General features: G+C 70.8%; 17 protein-coding genes. 12 read left to right on the top strand and 5 right to left on the bottom strand.

What is annotated here, in order from left to right; genetic code table 11:
* Positions 1-44: 44 nt before the first annotated feature.
* From HCK04_RS06810 to HCK04_RS06795, 4 genes are all read left to right on the top strand, one after another.
* Positions 45-350 (top strand): hypothetical protein, encoded by a 306-nt coding sequence (locus HCK04_RS06810; protein ID WP_079312678.1) that lies wholly within the window; start codon positions 45-47, stop codon positions 348-350.
* Positions 351-384: 34 nt separating this feature from the next.
* Entirely contained in the window at positions 385-1,209 is an 825-nt protein-coding gene (locus HCK04_RS06805) for a polysaccharide deacetylase family protein (protein WP_142646023.1), read from the top strand.
* A complete protein-coding gene (locus HCK04_RS06800; protein WP_142646021.1) occupies positions 1,206-2,735 on the top strand; it encodes a helicase HerA-like domain-containing protein in 1,530 nt (509 codons plus the stop codon). The genes HCK04_RS06805 and HCK04_RS06800 overlap by 4 nt, the downstream gene beginning before the upstream one ends.
* A gap of 322 nt (positions 2,736-3,057) precedes the next feature.
* On the top strand, positions 3,058-3,684 hold the full coding sequence (locus tag HCK04_RS06795; RefSeq protein WP_142646019.1) for a DUF2461 domain-containing protein: 627 nt from the start codon (positions 3,058-3,060) through the stop codon (positions 3,682-3,684).
* A 59-nt stretch (positions 3,685-3,743) separates the two neighbouring features.
* Here the strand turns inward: HCK04_RS06795 and HCK04_RS06790 are convergent, their stop codons facing one another.
* Positions 3,744-4,427, bottom strand: coding sequence for a superoxide dismutase family protein (locus HCK04_RS06790; protein ID WP_142646018.1), 684 nt, complete (start codon positions 4,425-4,427; stop codon positions 3,744-3,746).
* Positions 4,428-4,724: 297 nt separating this feature from the next.
* Between HCK04_RS06790 and HCK04_RS06785 the strand changes: the two genes are divergently transcribed.
* The 5 genes from HCK04_RS06785 (at position 4,725) to HCK04_RS06765 (ending at position 9,511) form a co-directional block, all read left to right on the top strand.
* Positions 4,725-5,258, top strand: a complete 534-nt coding sequence (locus tag HCK04_RS06785) for a 2,4'-dihydroxyacetophenone dioxygenase family protein (protein ID WP_142646017.1) — start codon at positions 4,725-4,727, stop codon at positions 5,256-5,258.
* 30 nt (positions 5,259-5,288) lie between these two features.
* Positions 5,289-6,560 carry an MFS transporter gene (locus HCK04_RS06780; protein WP_142646016.1) on the top strand — a complete coding sequence of 424 codons (1,272 nt, stop codon included), beginning with the start codon at positions 5,289-5,291 and terminating at the stop codon, positions 6,558-6,560.
* Positions 6,561-6,564: 4 nt separating this feature from the next.
* Positions 6,565-7,668 carry a 2,3-butanediol dehydrogenase gene (locus HCK04_RS06775; protein WP_205829937.1) on the top strand — a complete coding sequence of 368 codons (1,104 nt, stop codon included), beginning with the start codon at positions 6,565-6,567 and terminating at the stop codon, positions 7,666-7,668.
* Positions 7,665-8,414: an SDR family NAD(P)-dependent oxidoreductase gene (locus HCK04_RS06770; RefSeq protein ID WP_142646015.1), complete on the top strand. Its 750-nt coding sequence runs from the start codon at positions 7,665-7,667 to the stop codon at positions 8,412-8,414. The genes HCK04_RS06775 and HCK04_RS06770 overlap by 4 nt, the downstream gene beginning before the upstream one ends.
* 122 nt (positions 8,415-8,536) lie before the next feature.
* A complete protein-coding gene (locus HCK04_RS06765; protein WP_142646014.1) occupies positions 8,537-9,511 on the top strand; it encodes a helix-turn-helix domain-containing protein in 975 nt (324 codons plus the stop codon).
* A gap of 65 nt (positions 9,512-9,576) precedes the next feature.
* Here the strand turns inward: HCK04_RS06765 and HCK04_RS06760 are convergent, their stop codons facing one another.
* Positions 9,577-10,737, bottom strand: coding sequence for an FAD-dependent monooxygenase (locus tag HCK04_RS06760; RefSeq protein ID WP_142646013.1), 1,161 nt, complete (start codon positions 10,735-10,737; stop codon positions 9,577-9,579).
* 106 nt (positions 10,738-10,843) lie between these two features.
* Here HCK04_RS06760 and HCK04_RS06755 point away from each other — a divergent pair, with 106 nt between their 5' ends.
* The gene (locus tag HCK04_RS06755) at positions 10,844-11,422 is read left to right on the top strand and encodes a PadR family transcriptional regulator (RefSeq protein ID WP_142646012.1); all 579 of its coding nucleotides are present in this window, start codon (positions 10,844-10,846) and stop codon (positions 11,420-11,422) included.
* Between the two features lie 184 nt (positions 11,423-11,606).
* Here the strand turns inward: HCK04_RS06755 and typA are convergent, their stop codons facing one another.
* Positions 11,607-13,460 (bottom strand): translational GTPase TypA, encoded by a 1,854-nt coding sequence (typA, locus tag HCK04_RS06750; protein WP_142646011.1) that lies wholly within the window; start codon positions 13,458-13,460, stop codon positions 11,607-11,609.
* A 276-nt stretch (positions 13,461-13,736) separates the two neighbouring features.
* Here typA and HCK04_RS06745 point away from each other — a divergent pair, with 276 nt between their 5' ends.
* Positions 13,737-14,492 carry an alpha/beta fold hydrolase gene (locus HCK04_RS06745; RefSeq protein ID WP_240971081.1) on the top strand — a complete coding sequence of 252 codons (756 nt, stop codon included), beginning with the start codon at positions 13,737-13,739 and terminating at the stop codon, positions 14,490-14,492.
* Positions 14,493-14,658: 166 nt separating this feature from the next.
* Here HCK04_RS06745 and HCK04_RS06740 read toward each other — a convergent pair whose 3' ends face one another.
* Entirely contained in the window at positions 14,659-16,095 is a 1,437-nt protein-coding gene (locus HCK04_RS06740; RefSeq protein ID WP_142646322.1) for an aldehyde dehydrogenase, read from the bottom strand.
* Positions 16,096-16,594: 499 nt separating this feature from the next.
* On the opposite strand from HCK04_RS06740, the gene HCK04_RS06735 reads away from it, so the two are divergent.
* A complete protein-coding gene (locus tag HCK04_RS06735; protein WP_142646010.1) occupies positions 16,595-17,497 on the top strand; it encodes a hypothetical protein in 903 nt (300 codons plus the stop codon).
* On the opposite strand, the gene HCK04_RS06730 is transcribed toward HCK04_RS06735, so the two are convergent.
* Positions 17,479-18,759: a GH1 family beta-glucosidase gene (locus HCK04_RS06730; protein ID WP_142646009.1), complete on the bottom strand. Its 1,281-nt coding sequence runs from the start codon at positions 18,757-18,759 to the stop codon at positions 17,479-17,481. The genes HCK04_RS06735 and HCK04_RS06730 overlap by 19 nt on opposite strands.
* Positions 18,760-18,774 lie beyond the last annotated feature (15 nt).

The following is an 18,774-nucleotide window of genomic DNA, read 5'->3' as shown; positions in this document are numbered from 1 at the left end:
ACATCCCTTTTTGTGCGTGTCTGCTGTGCAGGGGGCGGTGGCCGGTGAGTGAGTCGCGAGTCGCGGTGGAAAAACTTCGCGCGGAACTCGCCGCGCTCGGGGTGGCCGACGCCTACGAGATCGGCGACGAGGCTACTCTCTCCGTCTGGATAGGCCTGGTCGTGACCTTCCGTGAGGGCTTTTACCGTTGGCGCGAGGGTGCCGTGAAGTGCCGGCACCTGGGTACGGACCCAGCAGGATGCGCCATCCGGGTGGCTCGCAGATATGCCGAGCTCAAGGCGGATGTGCCGCCCTGGTGGGAGGAGCTGGAAAAGGTTCTGCGGGGGGGAGCGGCCGGAGGCTATCCGTAGCGTTCGTGGCCCCCCGCCTGCTCCGGGGGGTCGTATGCGGATCGGATCCGTGCTGCTGTCGTTGCTGTTGCTCGGCGGGTGTGGGCAGGTCAGGACCGTGCCGGTCTCGGGGGAACGGCACGGGGCCGCGGCACCGCATCCGCGCTTCGGCACACAGCGGCATCTCGACCCCGATCTGCTGCGCTTCCGGCTCGCGGGGACACAACGGGGAGCACCGGGGCCGCGCCTGCCCGCGGTGCCGCCGCCCCGGCACGTCGACTGCAAGCGGCACAAGTGCGTGGCGCTGACGTTCGACGACGGGCCGGGCGAACAGACCGGGCACGTCCTCGACCTGCTCGCGGCCCACCACGCCCGGGCCACGTTCTTCCTGCTCGGGCAGATGATCACCGATAAGACGCGGGACCTCGTGCGGCGGATGGCCGCCGAGGGCCACGAGATCGGCAACCACTCCTGGGACCACGCCTCACTGCCCGGATTGTCGTCCGACGCCCTGCGCCGGGAGCTCGACCGTACGCAGGAGGCCGTGCGGAAGGCGACCGGCGTGACGATGCGGCTCATGCGCCCGCCGTACGGCGCGACGAGCCAGGCGGTGGACCACGAGACCAAGCAGAGCGGGCTCGCGCAGATCCTGTGGGCAGTCGACACCCTCGACTGGCTCAACCGCAACCCCAAGGTGATCGCGCAGCGCAGCGTCGCGGCCAAACCGGGCGACATCGTGCTCATGCACGACATCCACCCGACAACCGTGGAGGCAGTGCCCCGGCTGCTCGACGAGCTCGACCGCAAGGGCTTCACGTACGTGACCGTCTCGGAGCTGCTCGGCGGCACCACGCCCGGAAAGAAGTACACGAACCGATGAAGGGCTACGACTTCGAGGGACCGGCCCTGGAGCTGGGCGCGCTCGTTCGCGGGGACGGGACCGCCGACGCCTCCGAGCGCATCCGCATCCCGGTGTGCATGATGAACCGGCACGGCCTGGTGGCCGGGGCGACCGGCACGGGGAAGACCAAGACGCTGCAGCTCATGGCCGAGCAGCTCGCCGGTCACGGCGTGCCGGTGTTCCTCGCGGACATCAAGGGCGACCTGTCCGGTCTGGCCTCGCCCGGCAAGCCGGGCGACCGCATCGCCCGCCGGGCCGCCGAGGTGGGCCAGGACTGGACACCCCAGGGCTGCGTGACGGAGTTCTTCTCCCTCGGCGGCGTGGGGGAAGGCATCCCGCTGCGCGCCACCATGAGCGCGTTCGGGCCGACGCTGCTGTCGCGGGTGCTCGAACTCAACGAGACCCAGGAGTCGTCGCTCGGGCTGATCTTCTACTTCGCCGACAAGCACGGGCTGCCGCTGCTGGACCTCAAGGACCTGATCGCGGTCATCCGCTATCTGACTGAGACGCCGGAGGCGTTGAGCGGCATCGGCGGGCTGTCGGCGTCCACCGCGGGCGTCATCCTCCGCGCCCTGGTGAACTTCCATGCCCAGGGGGCGGAGGCGTTCTTCGGCGAACCCGAGTTCGACGTACGCGACCTGCTGCGGACCACGCCGGACGGCCGCGGCGTGATCTCCATCCTGGAGCTGCCGGCGGTGCAGGAGCGGCCGCAGCTGTTCTCCACGTTCCTGATGTGGCTGCTCGCGGACCTGTTCGAGACGCTGCCCGAGGTGGGCGACCCCGACAAGCCGTCGCTCGTGTTCTTCTTCGACGAGGCGCACCTGCTGTTCGAGGGCGCGTCCAAGGCGTTCCTCCGATCGATCACCCAGACCGTGCGGCTGATCCGGTCGAAGGGAGTCGGGGTCTTCTTCGTCACCCAGACGCCCAAGGACGTGCCGGCCGACGTCCTCGCCCAGCTCGGCTCGCGCGTGCAGCACGCCCTGCGCGCCTTCACCCCGCAGGACGCCAAGGCGCTGAAGGCGACCGTCTCGACGTTCCCCGAGTCCTCCTACGACCTCGAACGGCTGCTCACCGAGCTCGGCATCGGGGAGGCGGTCGTCACGGTCCTGTCCGAGACGGGTGCCCCGACGCCGGTCGCCTGGACCCGGCTGCGGGCGCCGCAGTCGCTCATGGCGCCGTCCGACCCGGCGGTCGTCCAACGGGTGATCGCCGCGTCCCCGCTCCTGGCCAAGTACGGCACCGCCGTGGACCGGCAGTCGGCGTACGAGATCCTCACCGCGCGACTGGCCTCCCAGCGGGAGCCCGAGCGGGAGGCGCCGGCCGAGAGACCGGCGGACCGGTCGGCGGACCGGCCGGTTGACAGGCCCTCCGAGGCGCGCCGGCAGTCGGTGCTCGAAGGGATGCTCGCCTCGAAGGAGTTCCGGTCGCTGGCCCGCACCGCCGCGACCGCGCTCGGCCGGGAGATCACCAGGACGATCTTCGGCACCGCGAGACGGCGGCGCTGAACGCGTCCGCGCTGTACGGGTCCTGATCCCCGACTCGGTCGTGGTCGTGGCCCCGGTCATGGCCGTGGTCCCGGTCATGGCCGTGGTCCCGGTGCCTGTGCCGGTCTCGGTCCCGGTGCTTGTGCTGGTCGCGGTCCCTGTCCCGGTCCCTGTCCCGGTCCCTGTCCCGGTCATGGCCGTGGTCCCGGTGCTTGTGCTGGTCGCTCTCTCGGTGCTTGCCCCTGTGCCGGTCTCGATCGTGATCCCGGCCCCGGCCCCGGTGCCTGTGCCGGTCCCGGTCCCGGTCCCGGGACTGTCGGTGGGGCGTGCGAAGGTGGGTGGCATGGGTTTCAGCGGGTTCCCTGACGAGGCGCTCATCTTCTACGAGGGCCTCGTCGCCGACAATTCGAAGGCGTACTGGACGGCCCACAAGGGGTTCTACGAGACGGGTGTGCGCGGGCCGATGCTCGCGCTCATGGACGAGCTGGAGCCGGAGTTCGGACCGGCCCACCTGTTCCGGCCGTACCGCGACGTCCGGTTCTCCAAGGACAAGTCGCCATACAAGACGCATCAGGGGGCCTACTGCGGCGTGGGCGTGGAGGGCGTGGGCTACTACGTCCAGGTGGACGCCGACGGTCTCTACGTGGCGGCGGGCTGGTGGGGGTCGGGCGACCAGGTCGCACGTTTCCGCGAGGCCGTGGACGACGACACCGCCGGGCCCCTGCTGGAGGAGATCCTCGGGGCCCTGCCCGGCGATATCGAGGTCGGCGGCGACCGGCTCAAGACCCGTCCCCGCGGCGCGCCGGAGGACCATCCCCGGCTCGACCTTCTCCGGCACAAGACGCTGCACGCCGGGCGGCGGTTCGAGCCGGAGCCATGGCTGCACACCCCCGAGACCCTCGACCGGGTCCGTTCGACCTGGCGAGCGCTGGTCCCGCTGGTCGACTGGCTGCGCCGCCACATCTCCTGAGGCTGCCCGCGAGTGAGGCTGCCCGCGAGTGAGGCTGCCCGCGAGGCGGCGGACCCGGATCAGGCGTGGACCTTGACGACGCCGCAGCCGATCCGGGCACCGGCGTCGCCGGTCTTGCGCGTGGTCGCGTCCGGGCCCACGGCGCCGCCGGCATCGGGGCGGTGGAAGTACCGGTCCGGGATGTGCGCGAAGTTGTCCGGCGCGGCGTGCACCACGAACGCGCTGCCGTTGGCGTCGCCCAGCTGCTCCAGGGTGAACCGGTCGGTCACGAACGACGCGGAGGCGGTGCCGTCCGCGGCCGCCAGCAGCGGGGGCATGTCGCCGGCTCCGCCGCCGTGCTGCCCCGGGCCGAGGTGGCTTCCGGCGCTGGAGAAGGCGCTGCCCGTCGCCCGGTCGACGGAGTGCGCGTCGCACACCCCGGTGGAGTGGACGTGGAAGCCGTGGAACCCGGGAGTGAGCCCCCGCACGCTGACGCTGACCCGCGACTTCTTCGCGTCGTATCGCTCGACCCGGACGGTGCCGAGGGTCCGCCCGGTGACGTTCTTGATGACGGCGGTCGCGGACCCGCCCGCCGACTCGACCACCGGCTCGTTCGCCGACGCGCCCGCCGAGTCACCGGGGCCGGCCTGCGGGGCCGAGGCCGCCGTCATCCCGGCGGCCAGCACCGGTACGGCAGGGGCGGCAGCGGCGGTGAGTCCCAGGGCGAGCCCGGCGGCCAGGGCTATACGGGTTGTGCGGGGCATGGTCGCTCCTCCTCAGACACTCGTTGCCTGCGACAGCAGAGCACGCCCCGGCTGATCGGGGAGCGGCACACGACGTCATCCGTACCGGCCGTTTACCCGCTCTTGCCGTCAGAGCCCCGTGCCCCGTCGCCCGCCTCGAGGGCGCGCCGTCGCCGAAAGGGCGACGGGCCTGTGAGCCGTGCGGGCACAAGCGCTGCGGCACGTCCGGAATAGGCAAGCGGCGATGTCCGAGACAGGAAAGACGACCGACGCCGCGAAGGGTTCACTCTCCAACAACACACGTAAGGAGAGGGAAACATGCCCGAAACCCCCACGTCGGAGTTCTGGAAGAACCTCAAGCCGATCGAGAACTCGCAGAAGCCGGACGCGCTGCCGGAGGTCTACCTTTCCAAGGTCGCCACCGATGACGACCGTTACTACGTGCCGTTCAGCGAGACCGTCGGGTCGCGTCCTCTCTGGATCAACGTCAAGGACAACAGCTGGGCCGACATCCTCCGGGCGAAGGAGGCGGGGCTGGTCAACCGGCACTACCACCCGCACGAGGTGTTCGCCTACACCATCTCCGGAAAGTGGGGCTATCTGGAGCGCCCCTGGACCGCCACGGCGGGCGATTTCGTCTACGAGGCTCCGGGCGAGGGCCACACGCTGGTGGCCTACGACAGCGGCGAGCCGATGAAGACGTTCTTCATCGTCAAGGGGCCCCTCGTGTGGCTCGACGAGAACGGCGAAGCCCAGGGCATCTTCGACGTCCACGACTACATCGCGATGTGCCGTGAGCACTACGAGAAGGTGGGCATCGGCGCCGACTACGTCAACTCGCTGTTCCGCTGATCACCGGCCTGCCCCCCAACGAGGAACGCGATGACCCACATCACGACGTCCACCCCCCACGGAGTGGAACGCGAAGCGAGGCGGTACGAGAACCGCCTTCTCCTCCTTCTCTTCCTGGCCTTCGGGTTCGTCTTCTTCGACCGGCAGGCCCTGTCCTTCCTCGCCCCGTACATGGACGCGGACTTCGGGCTGTCCAACGGCGAGCTGGGCACGTTGTCCGGCGTGCTGGCACTCACCTGGGCGCTGGCCGGGATGGTGGCCGGCCGGTTGTCCGACAGGCTCGGCCGGCGCAAGCCGATCCTCATCGCCGCTGTGGTGCTCTTCTCGCTCTTCTCGTCGGCGTCGGGTCTGATGGCGGGCTTCGCCGGGTTGCTCGCCGCGCGTGCCCTCATGGGGACGGCCGAGGGGGCGGTGCTCCCGATGGCGCAGTCCCTGATGGTGGAGGCGTCCCGGGAAAGCCGGCGCGGGTTGAACATGGGCCTGCTGCAGGGCTCGTCCGCCGGTCTGCTCGGTGGGATCGTGGCCCCGGGCGTCGTGGTGTGGATCGCCGAGTCCTACGGCTGGCGCATCGCGTTCTACGTCACCATCATCCCCGGGTTGGTGATCGCCGCGCTGATCGCCAGGTTCGTCCGGGAGCGGCCGCCGCTCATCAGGACCGCGTCGGAGACCGCACGGGACGGCGCCGCCGGACAGTCCAAGCTTGCGCTGAAGGACGTGCTGAGGCTGCGCAACGTGGTGATCTGCATGCTGATCGCCTGCTGCTACCTGACGTGGTTCGTCACCCTCATCACGTTCACCCCCACGTACCTGACGGAGGTCAAGGGGTTCACGCCGGGCACCATGAGCGGCGTCATGACCTGCCTGGGCGTGGCCTGGGTGCTCTGGGGCTTCGCCACTCCCGGCATCTCCGACCGGATCGGCCGCAAGCCGGCACTCATCGGCTTCACCGCCCTCGCGGTGCTCTGCCCCATCGCGATCGTCTACGTCTCCAGCCCGGCGCTGCTCGGCCTGATCATGATCTTCACCTACACCGGGCTGGGGTGCTTCACACTGTTCATGGCCACGATCCCGGCAGAGACCGTGCCGCCCGGCACGCTGGCCACGGCCCTCGGCCTGATCATGGGCGTGGGCGAGCTGGCCGGTGGGTTCCTCGGCCCGATGATCTCCGGGTGGGCCTCCGACCTGTGGGGCCTGCAGACCGCGATGTTCATCGCGGCAGGCGGCGCGCTGATCGTCGTCCTGCTCTCGTTCGCCCTGCGGGAGACGGCTCCGGCCGTGCTGCGCCGCAGGCGGCGGAGGTGACCCGGTGAACGGCCCGGTGAACGGCCCGCTGGACGGCCTCGTGCGGGCTGCCGTCTGGTATGGGGCGCGGGACGTCCGGGTCGTCGACGTCGCCGTCCGCGCCCCCGGCACCGGGGAGGTCACCCTCGCGGTCGCCTACTGCGGCATCTGCGGTAGTGACCTGCACGAGTACGCCGACGGGCCGCACGCCATCCCGGTGACCCACCCCCATCCCGAGTCGGGGGTGACCGCGCCGCTCGTCCTCGGCCACGAGTTCTGCGGCACGATCACCGAGGTCGGCCCGGAAGTGCGGGGCCTGGCGCCCGGCGACCGGGTCGCGGTGGAGCCGCACTACCGCTGCGGCACCTGCCCTCGCTGCCGGAACGGCGAGTACAACATCTGCCGCCACTTCGGCTTCGCCGGGCTCATGGGCCACGGCGGAATGGCGGAGCGGGCGACCGTACCCGCCTACATGCTGCACCGCCTGCCCGACACGGTCCCTCTGGAGCAGGCGGCCGTGTTCGAACCGGCGGCCGTCGCCCTGCACGCGCTGCGCCGGTCGGGACTGCGGGCGGGCGAGACGGTCGCGGTGGTCGGCCTCGGCCCGATCGGCCTGCTCATCGTGATGCTGGCGGTGCGGGAGGGCGCCGGCCGGGTGATCGTCGCCGATCTCTCCCCCGCGCGGCTCGACCTGGCCCGCCGGCTCGGCGCGACCGACCTGGTGCGAGTGGCCGACCGCGATGCCCTGCCCGGCCTGATGCGGCGGGCGGCCGGAGGCGAGGGCGCGGACGTGGCGTTCGAGGTGGTCGGCTCCGAAGGCACCCTGCGCACCTGCCTGGAGGCGACCAGGAGCGGTGGCAGGGTCGTGCTGGCCGGGCTCGCCGGGACGGTGAGCATCGACGCGTTCGCGCTGGTCAACAGGGAGCAGTCGATCATCGCCACGGTCGGTTATCGGGACGTCTATCCCGACCTGATCCGGTTGGTCGAGGAGGGCGTGGACCTCACGGCGATCGTCACCTCCACCATCCCCCTCCGAGACGTCGTCAGTGACGGGTTCGAGGCCCTGCTGGGCGGCGGCGATCAGATCAAGGTTCTGGTGCGGCCAGGCGAAGGGAGCGCACGCACATGACCGATCAGTCCACGTCCAGCGGATTCCGCGGTGACCTGTTCGCCGGCCGTACGGCGTTCGTCACCGGCGGGACGTCGGGGATCGGGGCGGCGACGGCCACCCTGCTCGCCGAGCTCGGCGCCGACGTCGTGGCCCTCGGCCTGGCGCCCGAGGTCGCCGGCGAGCGGCCGGCCCATCCGCGCGTCCGCGTGATCGAGCACGACGTCCTCGACCGGGATGGTCTGGCCCGGCTCGTCCGTGCGGAGCCGGAGATCGGAATGCTGGTGAACTGCGCGGGCGTCAGCCACGACCGCGGGGAGTATGACCTGGACCGGTGGCGGCGCGTGATCGACGTCAACCTGACCGCCACCATGGTCGCCTGCGAGGCCGCCCGGCCGCACCTGGCGAAGACGGGCGGTTGTGTCGTGAACGTCTCCTCCATGTTCGCCTTCTTCGGCAGCAGGGACAGGCCGGCGTACAGCGCGAGCAAGGGAGGCGTCTCCCAGCTCACCCGGTCGCTCGCGGCGGAGTACGCGGCCGAGGGCGTCCGCGTGAACGCGGTCGCGCCGGGGTTCGTGGAGACCCCGCTCGCCCGGGGCCTGCTCGACGACCCGCGGGCCGCGGCGGAGGTCCTGGCCCGCATCCCTCTGGGACGGTACGGCAGGCCGGGCGACGTCGCCCAGGTGATCGCGTTCCTGTGCTCGCCCGCCGCGTCGTACATCACAGGGGCGGTGCTTCCGGTGGACGGGGGTTACCTTTGCGTCTGATTCCGGACATACTGCTGCGCTAAGGAAGGCGGGCCCGGCAAATGCCGACGCCAGCCGGGCCACGTGCAGCAGGGCTTGGTCTGTCAGGCAATCCAGGGCATGAAGCGGTGAGGAGATCTGTGATGCCCGCGAACGCGGTCTCCGTGATCTCCCGGGCGACGACGGAGAACGTCGCGCCCGCGGAGCGGATCGACTACTGGGAAGAGTACAACCGCAAGACGCTGGTGGGCCTTTCCTGCCGGTCCTACTCCGACCGGGGCCTGCTGGCCAGGCAGATCAACATGCGGCTCGGCGACGTACGGCTCGCGGACATCGCGGGCAACGCGCACGTGATCGAGCGGACCCCGCAGATGGCGAGGTCCACGCCGAAGGACTCGGTCTTCGCCAGCCTGCTGCTCAGGGGCGAGGCGGTCTTCCTGCACGAGAACGGCTGCGTGTCCGCGTCGGCCGGCGACCTACTGGTCTACGACACGCGCAAGCCGTACCTCTTCGGCTTCTCCTCGTCGATGCGGCAGATCCTGGTGGACATCCCGCACGACCTGTTCGCCGAGGCATGCCGGCCCGACGGCGTTCCGGTGCCGATGCTCTTCGGCCGGGGCGGCGCGCACGAGGGCGCGCTCGTGTCGAGCCTGCGCTCGCTGCTCGGCGAGCTCGTCGGGATGCGCGGCGGCGACGGCCCGGAGGAGACGCAGCGCGCCGTGCTCGGGCTGATCCGCCTGCTCACGCTGGAGCGTTCCGGTGGATCGACTCCCTCCGCGGCCCAGCTCGTCATCGCCAAGGAGCACATCGAGCGACACCTGCACGACCCGCGGCTGAACGCCGCGGAGGTCGCTCGCGTCCTCGGGATCTCGGTGCGGCAGCTCGCCCGGATCTTCGATGCGGCCGGCACGACCCCGGCCCGTTACATCCTGGAACGTCGGCTGCAGCGGGCCAGTGTCGAGCTCGGAGAGCCCCGGGCGGGGGAGACGCGGATCGCCGACGTCGCCTACCGGTGGGGGTTCTCCAGCCAGGCCCACTTCGCCCGGGTCTTCCGCAACCGTTTCGGGCGCACTCCGAGCGAGGTGCGGGAGGCCGCCCGGGAGCGTCTCGCCGGCTGACCGAGTCGGTGCACGAGGCCATCCTCACCGGCCGTTCACGCCTCTTGCCGGTGCCGCCCCGCCGGTCAGGCGGTGACGGGCGCGTCCCAGTCGATGTGGTGCCGGTGGACGGGGGCGAACATCTGCTCGGGGGTCGGCATGGCGGGCCTGTCGCCGGCCTGCCCGGCCTTGGCCTTGTTCTTGGCCGCGGCGTCGCCGCCGATCATCTCCACCCGGGGGCGCCGGAGGCGCTCGAACGCCGCGAACGCCTCGGCCGGCGGCAGGTCGCGCAGGCAGCGGGCCAGTTCGACGGCGCTCTCCGCAGCCAGCGAGGCGCCCTGGCCTGAGCTGGACGACGGGGCGTGGGCCGCGTCGCCGACGAGGACCATGCGGCCGCGGTGCCAGCGCGGCAGTGACGGCATGCGCTCCATCGGGCCGGTGATCATGAGGTCCGCCGGGTCGGTGCCCGCCAGCAGCTTCTCGCCCGGGACGTGACCGGCGTAGAGGTCGCGCAGGCGGGCCAGCCAGTCCGCGGCGGGCGTGCGGACGACCTCGGCGTAGGTGAGGGGCTCGGTGCGGGGCAGGCTCGCGAACCAGCAGATGCGGCCGTCGGGCAGCCGCCAGTAGCCGATGAAGGTGCGGCCGAAGGCGAAGTGCATGACGCCCTCATCGGCCCGGACACCGCCGTCACCGGCGTAGCCGCCGAAGCTGAGGACCCCGCCATACTCGGGGCCGGGAGCGCCGGGGTCGATCAGCGTGCGGACCGTGGACCGGATGCCGTCGGCGCCGATCAGCACGTCGGCGGTGGCGGTGGTGCCGTCCGCGAACATGGCGGTCACCCCCTCAGGGGTCTCCTCGGCGGAGACGAGCGGCTTGCCGTACTCGATCCGCACGCCCGCCGTCACCGCGTGATCGGCCAGGGCGCGGAAGAGGGCGGCGCGCGGCATCGCCAGCGTGGGCGGCAGGCCGGGGAACCCGCCGAACTCGGCGAGCCGGTTCCCGGCGCCGTCGGCCATCACGACGCCGGGGACCGGCTGTCCCACGGCCCGTACGGCCTCGTCCGCTCCCACGATCCGCAGCGCGTCGATCCCGTTCGGGGCCAGGCTGAGCATCGCCCCGACGCCGTCCGCTGCGCTGTCGTGGGCTTCGTACACCGTCGCCCGGATGCCCGCCTTGGCCAGAGCGAGCGCCGTCACCGGCCCGGCGATGCCGCCGCCGATCACCAACGCGCTGGTCACCTTGCTCATGCTCACCACTCCTCGTCCTTAGCGAGCCGTTGATCGCTCGCAAGGAGATAGTTGCATTGAAACTAGTTACTCGTCAACTAGTTCGTTTGAAGCTAGTATGTGGGTCATGAGCGCTTCCCTTCGCAGTTCCCCGCTCGCCCTGACCGTGCTGGCGCTGCTGCACCACGAGCCGATGCACCCGTACGCCGTGCAGCGGCTGATCAAGCAGTGGGGCAAGGACCAGGTCGTCAACGTGAGCCAGCGGGCCGGGCTCTACCGCACGATCGAGCGGTTGCACGCCGAGGGGCTGATCGCGGTCCGCGAGACCACCCGTGACCCGGCCTATCCGGAGCGGACCGTCTATGAACTCACCGATGCGGGACGGCGCGTCGCCCGCGAGTGGCTGGACCAGATGCTGGCCGTGCCGAAGCAGGAGTTCCCGCAGTTCCCCGCGGCACTGTCACACCTGATGATGATCCCGCCCGCGGACGCGCTGCGGCTGCTGGAACGCCGTGCCGAGCGGCTGGCGGAGACGAGGGCGGGCCTGGAGGCCGCCCTGGCGGCGCAGACGGACGACCTGCCCAGGGTGACCGCCATCGAGAGCGAGTATCTGCTCGCGGTCACCGAGGCGGAGGAGCGCTGGCTGCGGTCGATCGTGGACGACCTGCGCGCGGGCCGGCTGACCTGGCCCACCGGAGACTCCTGACCGCTCGTCCCGGCAGGTCCCGTGAGCCGGCCGCGAGCGGGGCCCGGACGCGCCGGGCCAGGCCGGTGCGGGGCGGCGTGAGATAGGCCAGGCCGGGCGTGGGGCGGCGCGGGTGCGGGTGGGGGCGGGTGGGAAAGCCGAAGCCCCCGCCGATCGGGCCGGCGGGGGCTTCGGATGGTGGAGCTCAGTTGCCGCGCTTGGCGCGGGCGGCGGCGCGGCCACGGCTGGCCGCGTCGAGGACGACCTTGCGGATGCGCACGGTCTCCGAGGTGATCTCGACGCACTCGTCGTCGCGGATGAACTCCAGGGCCTGCTCCAGGGACAGGACGCGCGGCGGGATCACCTTCTCGGTCTCCTCACTGGTGGAGGAGCGCATGTTGGTGAGCTTCTTCTCCTTGGTGATGTTCACGTCCATGTCGTCGGAGCGGGAGTTCTCCCCGATGATCATGCCCTCGTACACCTCGGTGCCGGGGGAGACGAACAGCGTGCCGCGCTCCTGCAGGTTGATCATGGCGAAGGCGGTGACCTGGCCCGCGCGGTCGGCCACCAGCGAGCCGTTGTTGCGGGTGCGCAGCTCGCCGAACCACGGCTCGTACGTCTCGAACACGTGGTGCACGAGACCGGTGCCGCGGGTCTCGGTGAGGAACTCGGTGCGGAAGCCGATCAGGCCGCGCGCCGGCACCAGGAACTCCATGCGGATCCAGCCGGTGCCGTGGTTGGTCATGTGCTCCATGCGGCCCTTGCGTACGGCCAGGAGCTGGGTGACGGCGCCCAGGTATTCCTCCGGGCAGTCGACCGTGAGGCGCTCGACCGGCTCGTGCACCTTGCCGTCGATGACCTTGGTCACGACCTGCGGCTTGCCGACCGTCAGTTCGTAGCCCTCGCGGCGCATCTGCTCCACGAGGATCGCCAGGGCCAGCTCGCCGCGGCCCTGCACCTCCCAGGAGTCCGGGCTCTCGGTGGGCAGGACGCGTAGCGAGACGTTGCCGACCAGCTCCTTGTCGAGGCGGTCCTTCACGAGGCGGGCGGTGACCTTTGCGCCCTTGACCTTGCCGACCAGCGGGCTGGTGTTGGTGCCGATCGTCATGGAGATCGCCGGCTCGTCGACCGTGATCAGCGGCAGCGGGCGGGGGTCGTCGGGGTCGGCCAGCGTCTCGCCGATCATGATGTCCGGGATGCCGGCGATCGCGATGATGTCGCCGGGCCCGGCCTCCTCGGCGGGCTTGCGCTCCAGCGCCTCGGTCATCAGCAGCTCGGAGATCTTGACGCGCTGCACGCTGCCGTCGGTGCGGCACCACGCGACCTGCTGGCCCTTGCGGATCGTGCCCTGGTGGACGCGGCACAGCGCGATCCGGCCCAGGTAACTGGAGGCGTCGAGGTTGGTGACGTGGGCCTGGAGCGGCGCGGACGGGTCGTAGACCGGCGCCGGGATCGTGTTCTTGATCGTCTCGAACAGCGGCTCCAGGTCGGGGGAGTCGGGCATCCCGCCGTCGGCGGGGCGCTCCAGCGAGGCGCGCCCGGCCTTGGCCGAGGCGTACACGATCGGGAAGTCGATCTGCTCCTCGGTCGCGTCGAGGTCGATGAACAGCTCGTAGACCTCGTCGACGACCTCGGCGATGCGGGCGTCCGGCCGGTCGACCTTGTTGATGCACAGGATCACCGGCATCTTCGCGGCGAGCGCCTTGCGCAGCACGAAGCGGGTCTGCGGCAGCGGGCCCTCGGAGGCGTCCACCAGCAGGACCACGCCGTCCACCATCGACAGGCCGCGCTCGACCTCGCCGCCGAAGTCGGCGTGGCCGGGCGTGTCGATGATGTTCAGGGTCATGCCGCCGTGCCTGACCGCGGTGTTCTTCGCGAGAATGGTGATCCCCTTCTCGCGCTCCAGGTCGTTGGAGTCCATGACCCGCTCGTCGACGTCCTGGTTGGCCCGGAACGCTCCGGACTGCCACAGCATCGCGTCGACCAGCGTGGTCTTGCCGTGGTCGACGTGCGCGATGATCGCGATGTTCCGCAGGTCGTCGCGGGTGTTCATAGGCATAGTGAAGTTCTCGCTCTGGTTCGTCGGGGTGTCGTCCGCGTCCCGGGACCGAAGCGAGACGCACATCCGCCGCATACACGGCCTACCCATTTTAGTTGATCCCCGTCGCCGCCACACGCCGCCGCCGTACGGGACCCTGGATGGCAACACCGCCGCCGCGAGCCGCATTCCATCGGCAACGCCCTGGGAACTTTCTAGATGGTGCTGTTCCTCAGCGTGGCTGGACGAGATCCCCGTCGCACAGGGGGTGAAGTGGTGGGAAATAAGGTCGGGGGCATGGCTCTCGCTGCTGCTTTCGGAGCGATGCTGCGCACGGCGGACGGTGTCCGCATCGACGCGGCGCACACGCCCAACAGTTCACTCGATCTCGGCATCGTCGTCGCGCACGGCTTCACCGGCACCTGGAGGGGGCCGGACACCCGGCGCATCGTGCACGTGCTGTCGCGGTTCGGCGGCGTGGTGTCGTTCGACTTCCGGGGGCACGGCCGCTCCGGCGGCCAGTCGACCGTGGGTGACCTGGAGGTCCTCGACGTGGACGCGGCGGTCAAGCACGCCCGCGCGATCGGCTACAAGCGCGTCGCGACCGTCGGCTTCTCCATGGGCGCCGCCGTGGTCGTACGGCATGCCGCGCTGCACGGCGGCGTGGACGGGGTGGTGTCGGTGAGCGGCCCGGCCCGCTGGTACTACCGCGGCACCAAGCCCATGCGGCAGGTCCACTGGGCGATCGAACGCTGGCACGGCCGGCTGGCGGCCCGGCTGGTCAAGCGCACCAGGATCGCCGGCGGCGGGTGGGACCCCGTGCCGCTTCCGCCGTACGAGGCGGCGGCCCTCATCGCGCCCACGCCGCTGCTGATCGTGCACGGCGACAGCGACCCGTTCTTCCCCACCGAGCACGCCTACCAGCTGTACGAGCACGCGGCCGAGCCGAAGGAGCTGTGGATCGAGCCCGGCTACGGCCACGCGGAGGCCGCGGCCACCCCTGACCTCGTACGGAAAATTGGTCAGTGGATTTCTAGAACCAAATCCCCATAAGGGGCGTCTATAGGGGGTGTGCGGGTCCTGGGTCGTCTCCGCCCGCACCGCCGATTGGGGGATCGGCGCACACCCTCACACGGTGTGGCCCAGCGTCGCGGGGGCGCGCTGGGCGGTTTCACCGGCCCGGTGCGGCACGCACGCCGCGCCGGGCCGGAGGGACGCGTCAGCCCAGGCGGGCGATGGACTTGGTCTCCAGGTAGGCGGCCAGGCCCTCGGGGCCGAGCTCCCGGCCGAGGCCGCTGGCCTTGAAGCCGCCGAACGGCGTGTTCGGGTCGAGCGTGTGCATCATGTTGACGCCGTAGGTGCCGGTGCGCACCCGGCGGGCGACGTCCATGCCGTGCTCGGTGTCGGCGGTCCAGACCGAGCCCGACAGGCCGTAGTCGCTGTCGTTGGCGATCCGCACGGCGTCCGCCTCGTCCTCGTACGGGATCACCGTGAGCACCGGGCCGAAGATCTCCTCGCGGGCGATGCGCATGTCGTTGGTGGCCCCGGCGAAGACGGTCGGGGCGACGTACCAGCCCCGGTCGTACGGCCGGTCGAGGCCGCCGACGACGGGCTTGGCGCCCTCCTCGATGCCCGCCCTGATGTAGCCCTCGACCCGTTCCTGCTGCCGCCTGGCCACCAGCGGCCCGATCCCGGTGGCAGGGTCGGCGGGGTCGCCCACCGGCTGGCCCGTGACCATCTCGGCGACGGCCTGGACCACCTCGTCGTACCGGTTGCGGGAGGCGAGGATGCGGGTCTGCGCGACGCACGCCTGGCCGTTGTTCATGAGTGAGGCCATCGACAGGAAGCCCATGGCCGAGGGCAGGTCGCAGTCGTCCAGGATGATCGCCGCCGACTTGCCGCCGAGTTCGAGCGTGCAGCGCTTGAGCTGCTCGCCGCAGATCGACGCGATCCTGCGACCCGCGGCGGTCGAGCCGGTGAAGGCGACCTTGTCGACGCCGGGGTGGGAGACCAGGTGCTCGCCCGCCTCGCGACCGGCCGCGACGATGTTGACGACCCCGGCGGGGATGCCGGACTCCTGGATCATCTCGGCGAGCAGGTAGGAGTCGAGCGGCGTCTCGGGGGCCGGTTTGACCACCACGGTGCAGCCCGCGACGAGGGCCGGGGCCAGCTTGGTCATGAGCACGAACTGGGGCACGTTCCAGGGAACGACGGCCGCCACCACGCCGACCGGCTCGCGGCGGACGACGATCGGGCCGAACAGGCCGGGCCGCTCCTCCTCTACGGGGAACGTCGCGCCGAGACCGGCGTAATACTTGAGCATGCCCAGCGGCTGCGGGGCCTGGGCGAGCTGGGAGAACGTGATGGGGGAGCCCATCTCGGTGGTGATGATCCCGGCCATCTCGGCCTGGCGGGCCTCGTAGATCTCCGCCAGCCGGCCCACGACCGCCGCACGCTCGGCCATCGTCATCCGCGGCCAGGGCCCGTTGTCGAAGGCGTCCCTGGCGGCCGCGACGGCCCGGTCCATGTCGGCGGCGGCGCCGTCCGGGACCCGGCCGACGACCTCCTCGGTGTGCGGGGAGATCACCTCGATCGTGTCGGTGCCCGCGGGGGCCACCCAGTCGCCCCCGATGAACAGCGTGTCGTGCTGCAGCATGGCCTGCCTCCTGCTCGGGCGCGTCTTCGCGCACTCAGTGAGACCGAACCATGTTCTGCTCGGCCTTGGCAAGAGCCGCCGGGGCCCGGCCCGCGCCGGGTGGCACGGGCCGGGCCGCGGGTCCTGCCGATGCGGCTTGCCGAGCAGGTGCGTCAGGGCGCGGCGGACCAGGTCCGTCCGCATCGCCTGGGTCGTCGCACCCTCCGCGCCGAAGCCGAAGTAGACCGTGTCCTTCGTGGTCCTTCGTGGTCCTTCGTGGTCCTTCGTGGTGATGCCGGCACCGTCGTCGAGCATGCTGTCGCTGCGCGCCCAGTCGTTCAGCGCGGGCTCCGTCCCGCCCGCGTACGCCGTCAGGCCGACCGGCCACTGCTGCCAGCCGTTTGTCGCAAAACGAGAAACTTGGCGAGTGTCCGCTTTGGGCCCAAGAGTTTCACCTGTTCCGGTAGCAGACGTAAAGATCGTCTCCTATAGTTTCAGGCCGAATCCGAGTGGAGGTCGCGTGCGGCGCTGGGCCAGGCTTGCGGTGGTCGCCACCGCGTTGCTCATCGCACCGTCCGTCTCGGGCGCCATCTCGGGTGAGCTCACCGCCGAGGCCGAGCCGGATCAGCAGGCCAAGCTCCGCAAGCTCACCCAGGAGGCCGCCGCGCTCCAGAAGGAGTATCGCGGCGAGATCCTCAGCCTGGACGACGCGAAGAGGGCCGCGCAGAAGGCGTCCAGCAACGTCAAGAAGCTGAAGTCGGACCTGCTCGCGGCCCAGCGGCAGGTGGCCGCGTTCGCCCAGACCTCGTACATGAGCGGGGGCGCGGACGCCTCCCGGATCTTCTCCCTGTCGGCCGACCCCAGCTCGCTGGCGACGCTGGCCTATCTGGGCACCGCCAGGACCGAGCGGCTCAACGGCGTCAAGGATCTCGTCGCCAAGCAGAAGAAGGCCGCCGCCGCGGCCGCCAAGGAGATCGACAAGCTGCAGGACCACATCAAGGAGCTCAAGGCGAAGCGCGGCGAGATCGAGCGGATGTTGCTGAAGTACGGCTTCCAGACGCCCGACGCCGGCACCGGCCTGACGCAGCGCATGATCTCGACGCGCAACGCGATCATGTCCCAGTTCCCGATGCCGTTCGGCGTCGGCTGCCTGCGGGCCGGCGACCCGGGAGAGCACGGCAAGGGCAGGGCCTGCGACTTCATGATGAGCAGCGGCGGCCGCATGCCCGACGCCGTGGCCAAGGAGCGCGGCGACGCCCTCGCCCAGTGGTGCATCCAGCACGCGAGCGAGTACGGGATCATGTACATCATCTGGCAGCAGCGCTACTACGACATGCGCACGCGGACCGGCTGGCGGATGATGTCCGACCGCGGCGGCATCACCGCCAACCACTACGACCACGTTCACGTGTCGGTGCTCTGAGCCTCCAGGAACTTCCGCAGCCAGTGGTAGGACGCCTTCGGGGTGCGCTCCTGGGTCTCGAAGTCGACGTGGACCAGCCCGAACCGCTGGTGATAGCCCTCGGCCCACTCGAAGTTGTCCAGCAGCGACCAGACGAAGTAGCCCCGCAGGTCCACGTCCGCCCGGCGCATGGCCGTGATGTGGCCGTCGAGGTAGGCGATCCGCTCCTGGTCGTCCAGGCCGTCGTACGAGCAGCCGTTCTCGGTGATGTAGACGGGCGGCAGCGCTTCGCCGTACCTGGCCTTGAGGGAGTCGAGCAGTTCGCGCAGGCCGTCGGGGACGACGGGCCAGCCGAACGCGGTGGTGGGAACGCCGGAGATCTCCTCGAACCGGAACGGCAGGCCGTCGCCGCCCGGGCCGCCGATCCGGGTGGGGTTGTAGTAGTTGATCCCCAGCCCGTCGAGGGGCTGGCCGATCGTCTCCAGGTCGCCGGGCCGTACGGGGATCTCGACGCCGAACGCCGTCAGGTCGGGGTAGGCGCCGCTGAGGACCGGGTCGTTGAACAGCCGGTTGTGCAGGATGTCGTACGTCTCGGCGGCGGCGAGGTCCTCCGGTGAGTCCGAGGCGGGCCAGACCGGGGTGCAGTTGTTGGTGATCAGCACCTGCTCCGCCCCGGCCGCCCGCAGGGCCTGCGTGGCCAGGCCGTGCCCGAGCAACTGGTGGTGGGCCACCGGCAGCGCGTCGAACATGAGCGCCCTGCCCGGGGCGTGGATGCCCAGGCCGTATCCCTCCACCATGTGGACGAACGGCTCGTTGAGCGTGATCCACATCCGTACGCGGTCGGTCAGCCGTTCGGCCACGACGGCGGCGTAGTCGGCGAAACGGCGGGAGGTGTCACGGCTGAGCCAGCCGCCCTCGTCCTCCAGCGCCTGCGGCAGGTCCCAGTGGAAGAGCGTCGGCACGGGGGTGATGCCGCGCTCGCACAGCGCGTCGACCAGGCGGTCGTAGAAGTCGAGACCGGCCTGGTTGACCGGCCCGGCGCCGGTGGGCATCACCCGCGGCCAGGCGATGGAGAAGCGGTAGGCGTTGACGCCGAGGCCGGCCATCAGCGCCACGTCCTCGGCGTAGCGGTGATAGTGGTCGCAGGCCACGTCTCCCGTGTGCCCGTCGCGGACCTTTCCCGGCGTGTGCGAGAAGGTGTCCCAGACGGAGGGCCCTCTGCCGTCCTCGTTCACCGCGCCTTCGATCTGGTAGGACGCGGTGGCCGTGCCCCAGAGGAACATAGTGCCGCCTCTCTC

This window comes from Microbispora sp. CL1-1 (assembly GCF_012034195.1).
Lineage (GTDB): Bacteria > Actinomycetota > Actinomycetes > Streptosporangiales > Streptosporangiaceae > Microbispora.
This window is presented reverse-complemented; position numbering and strand designations above follow the sequence as displayed.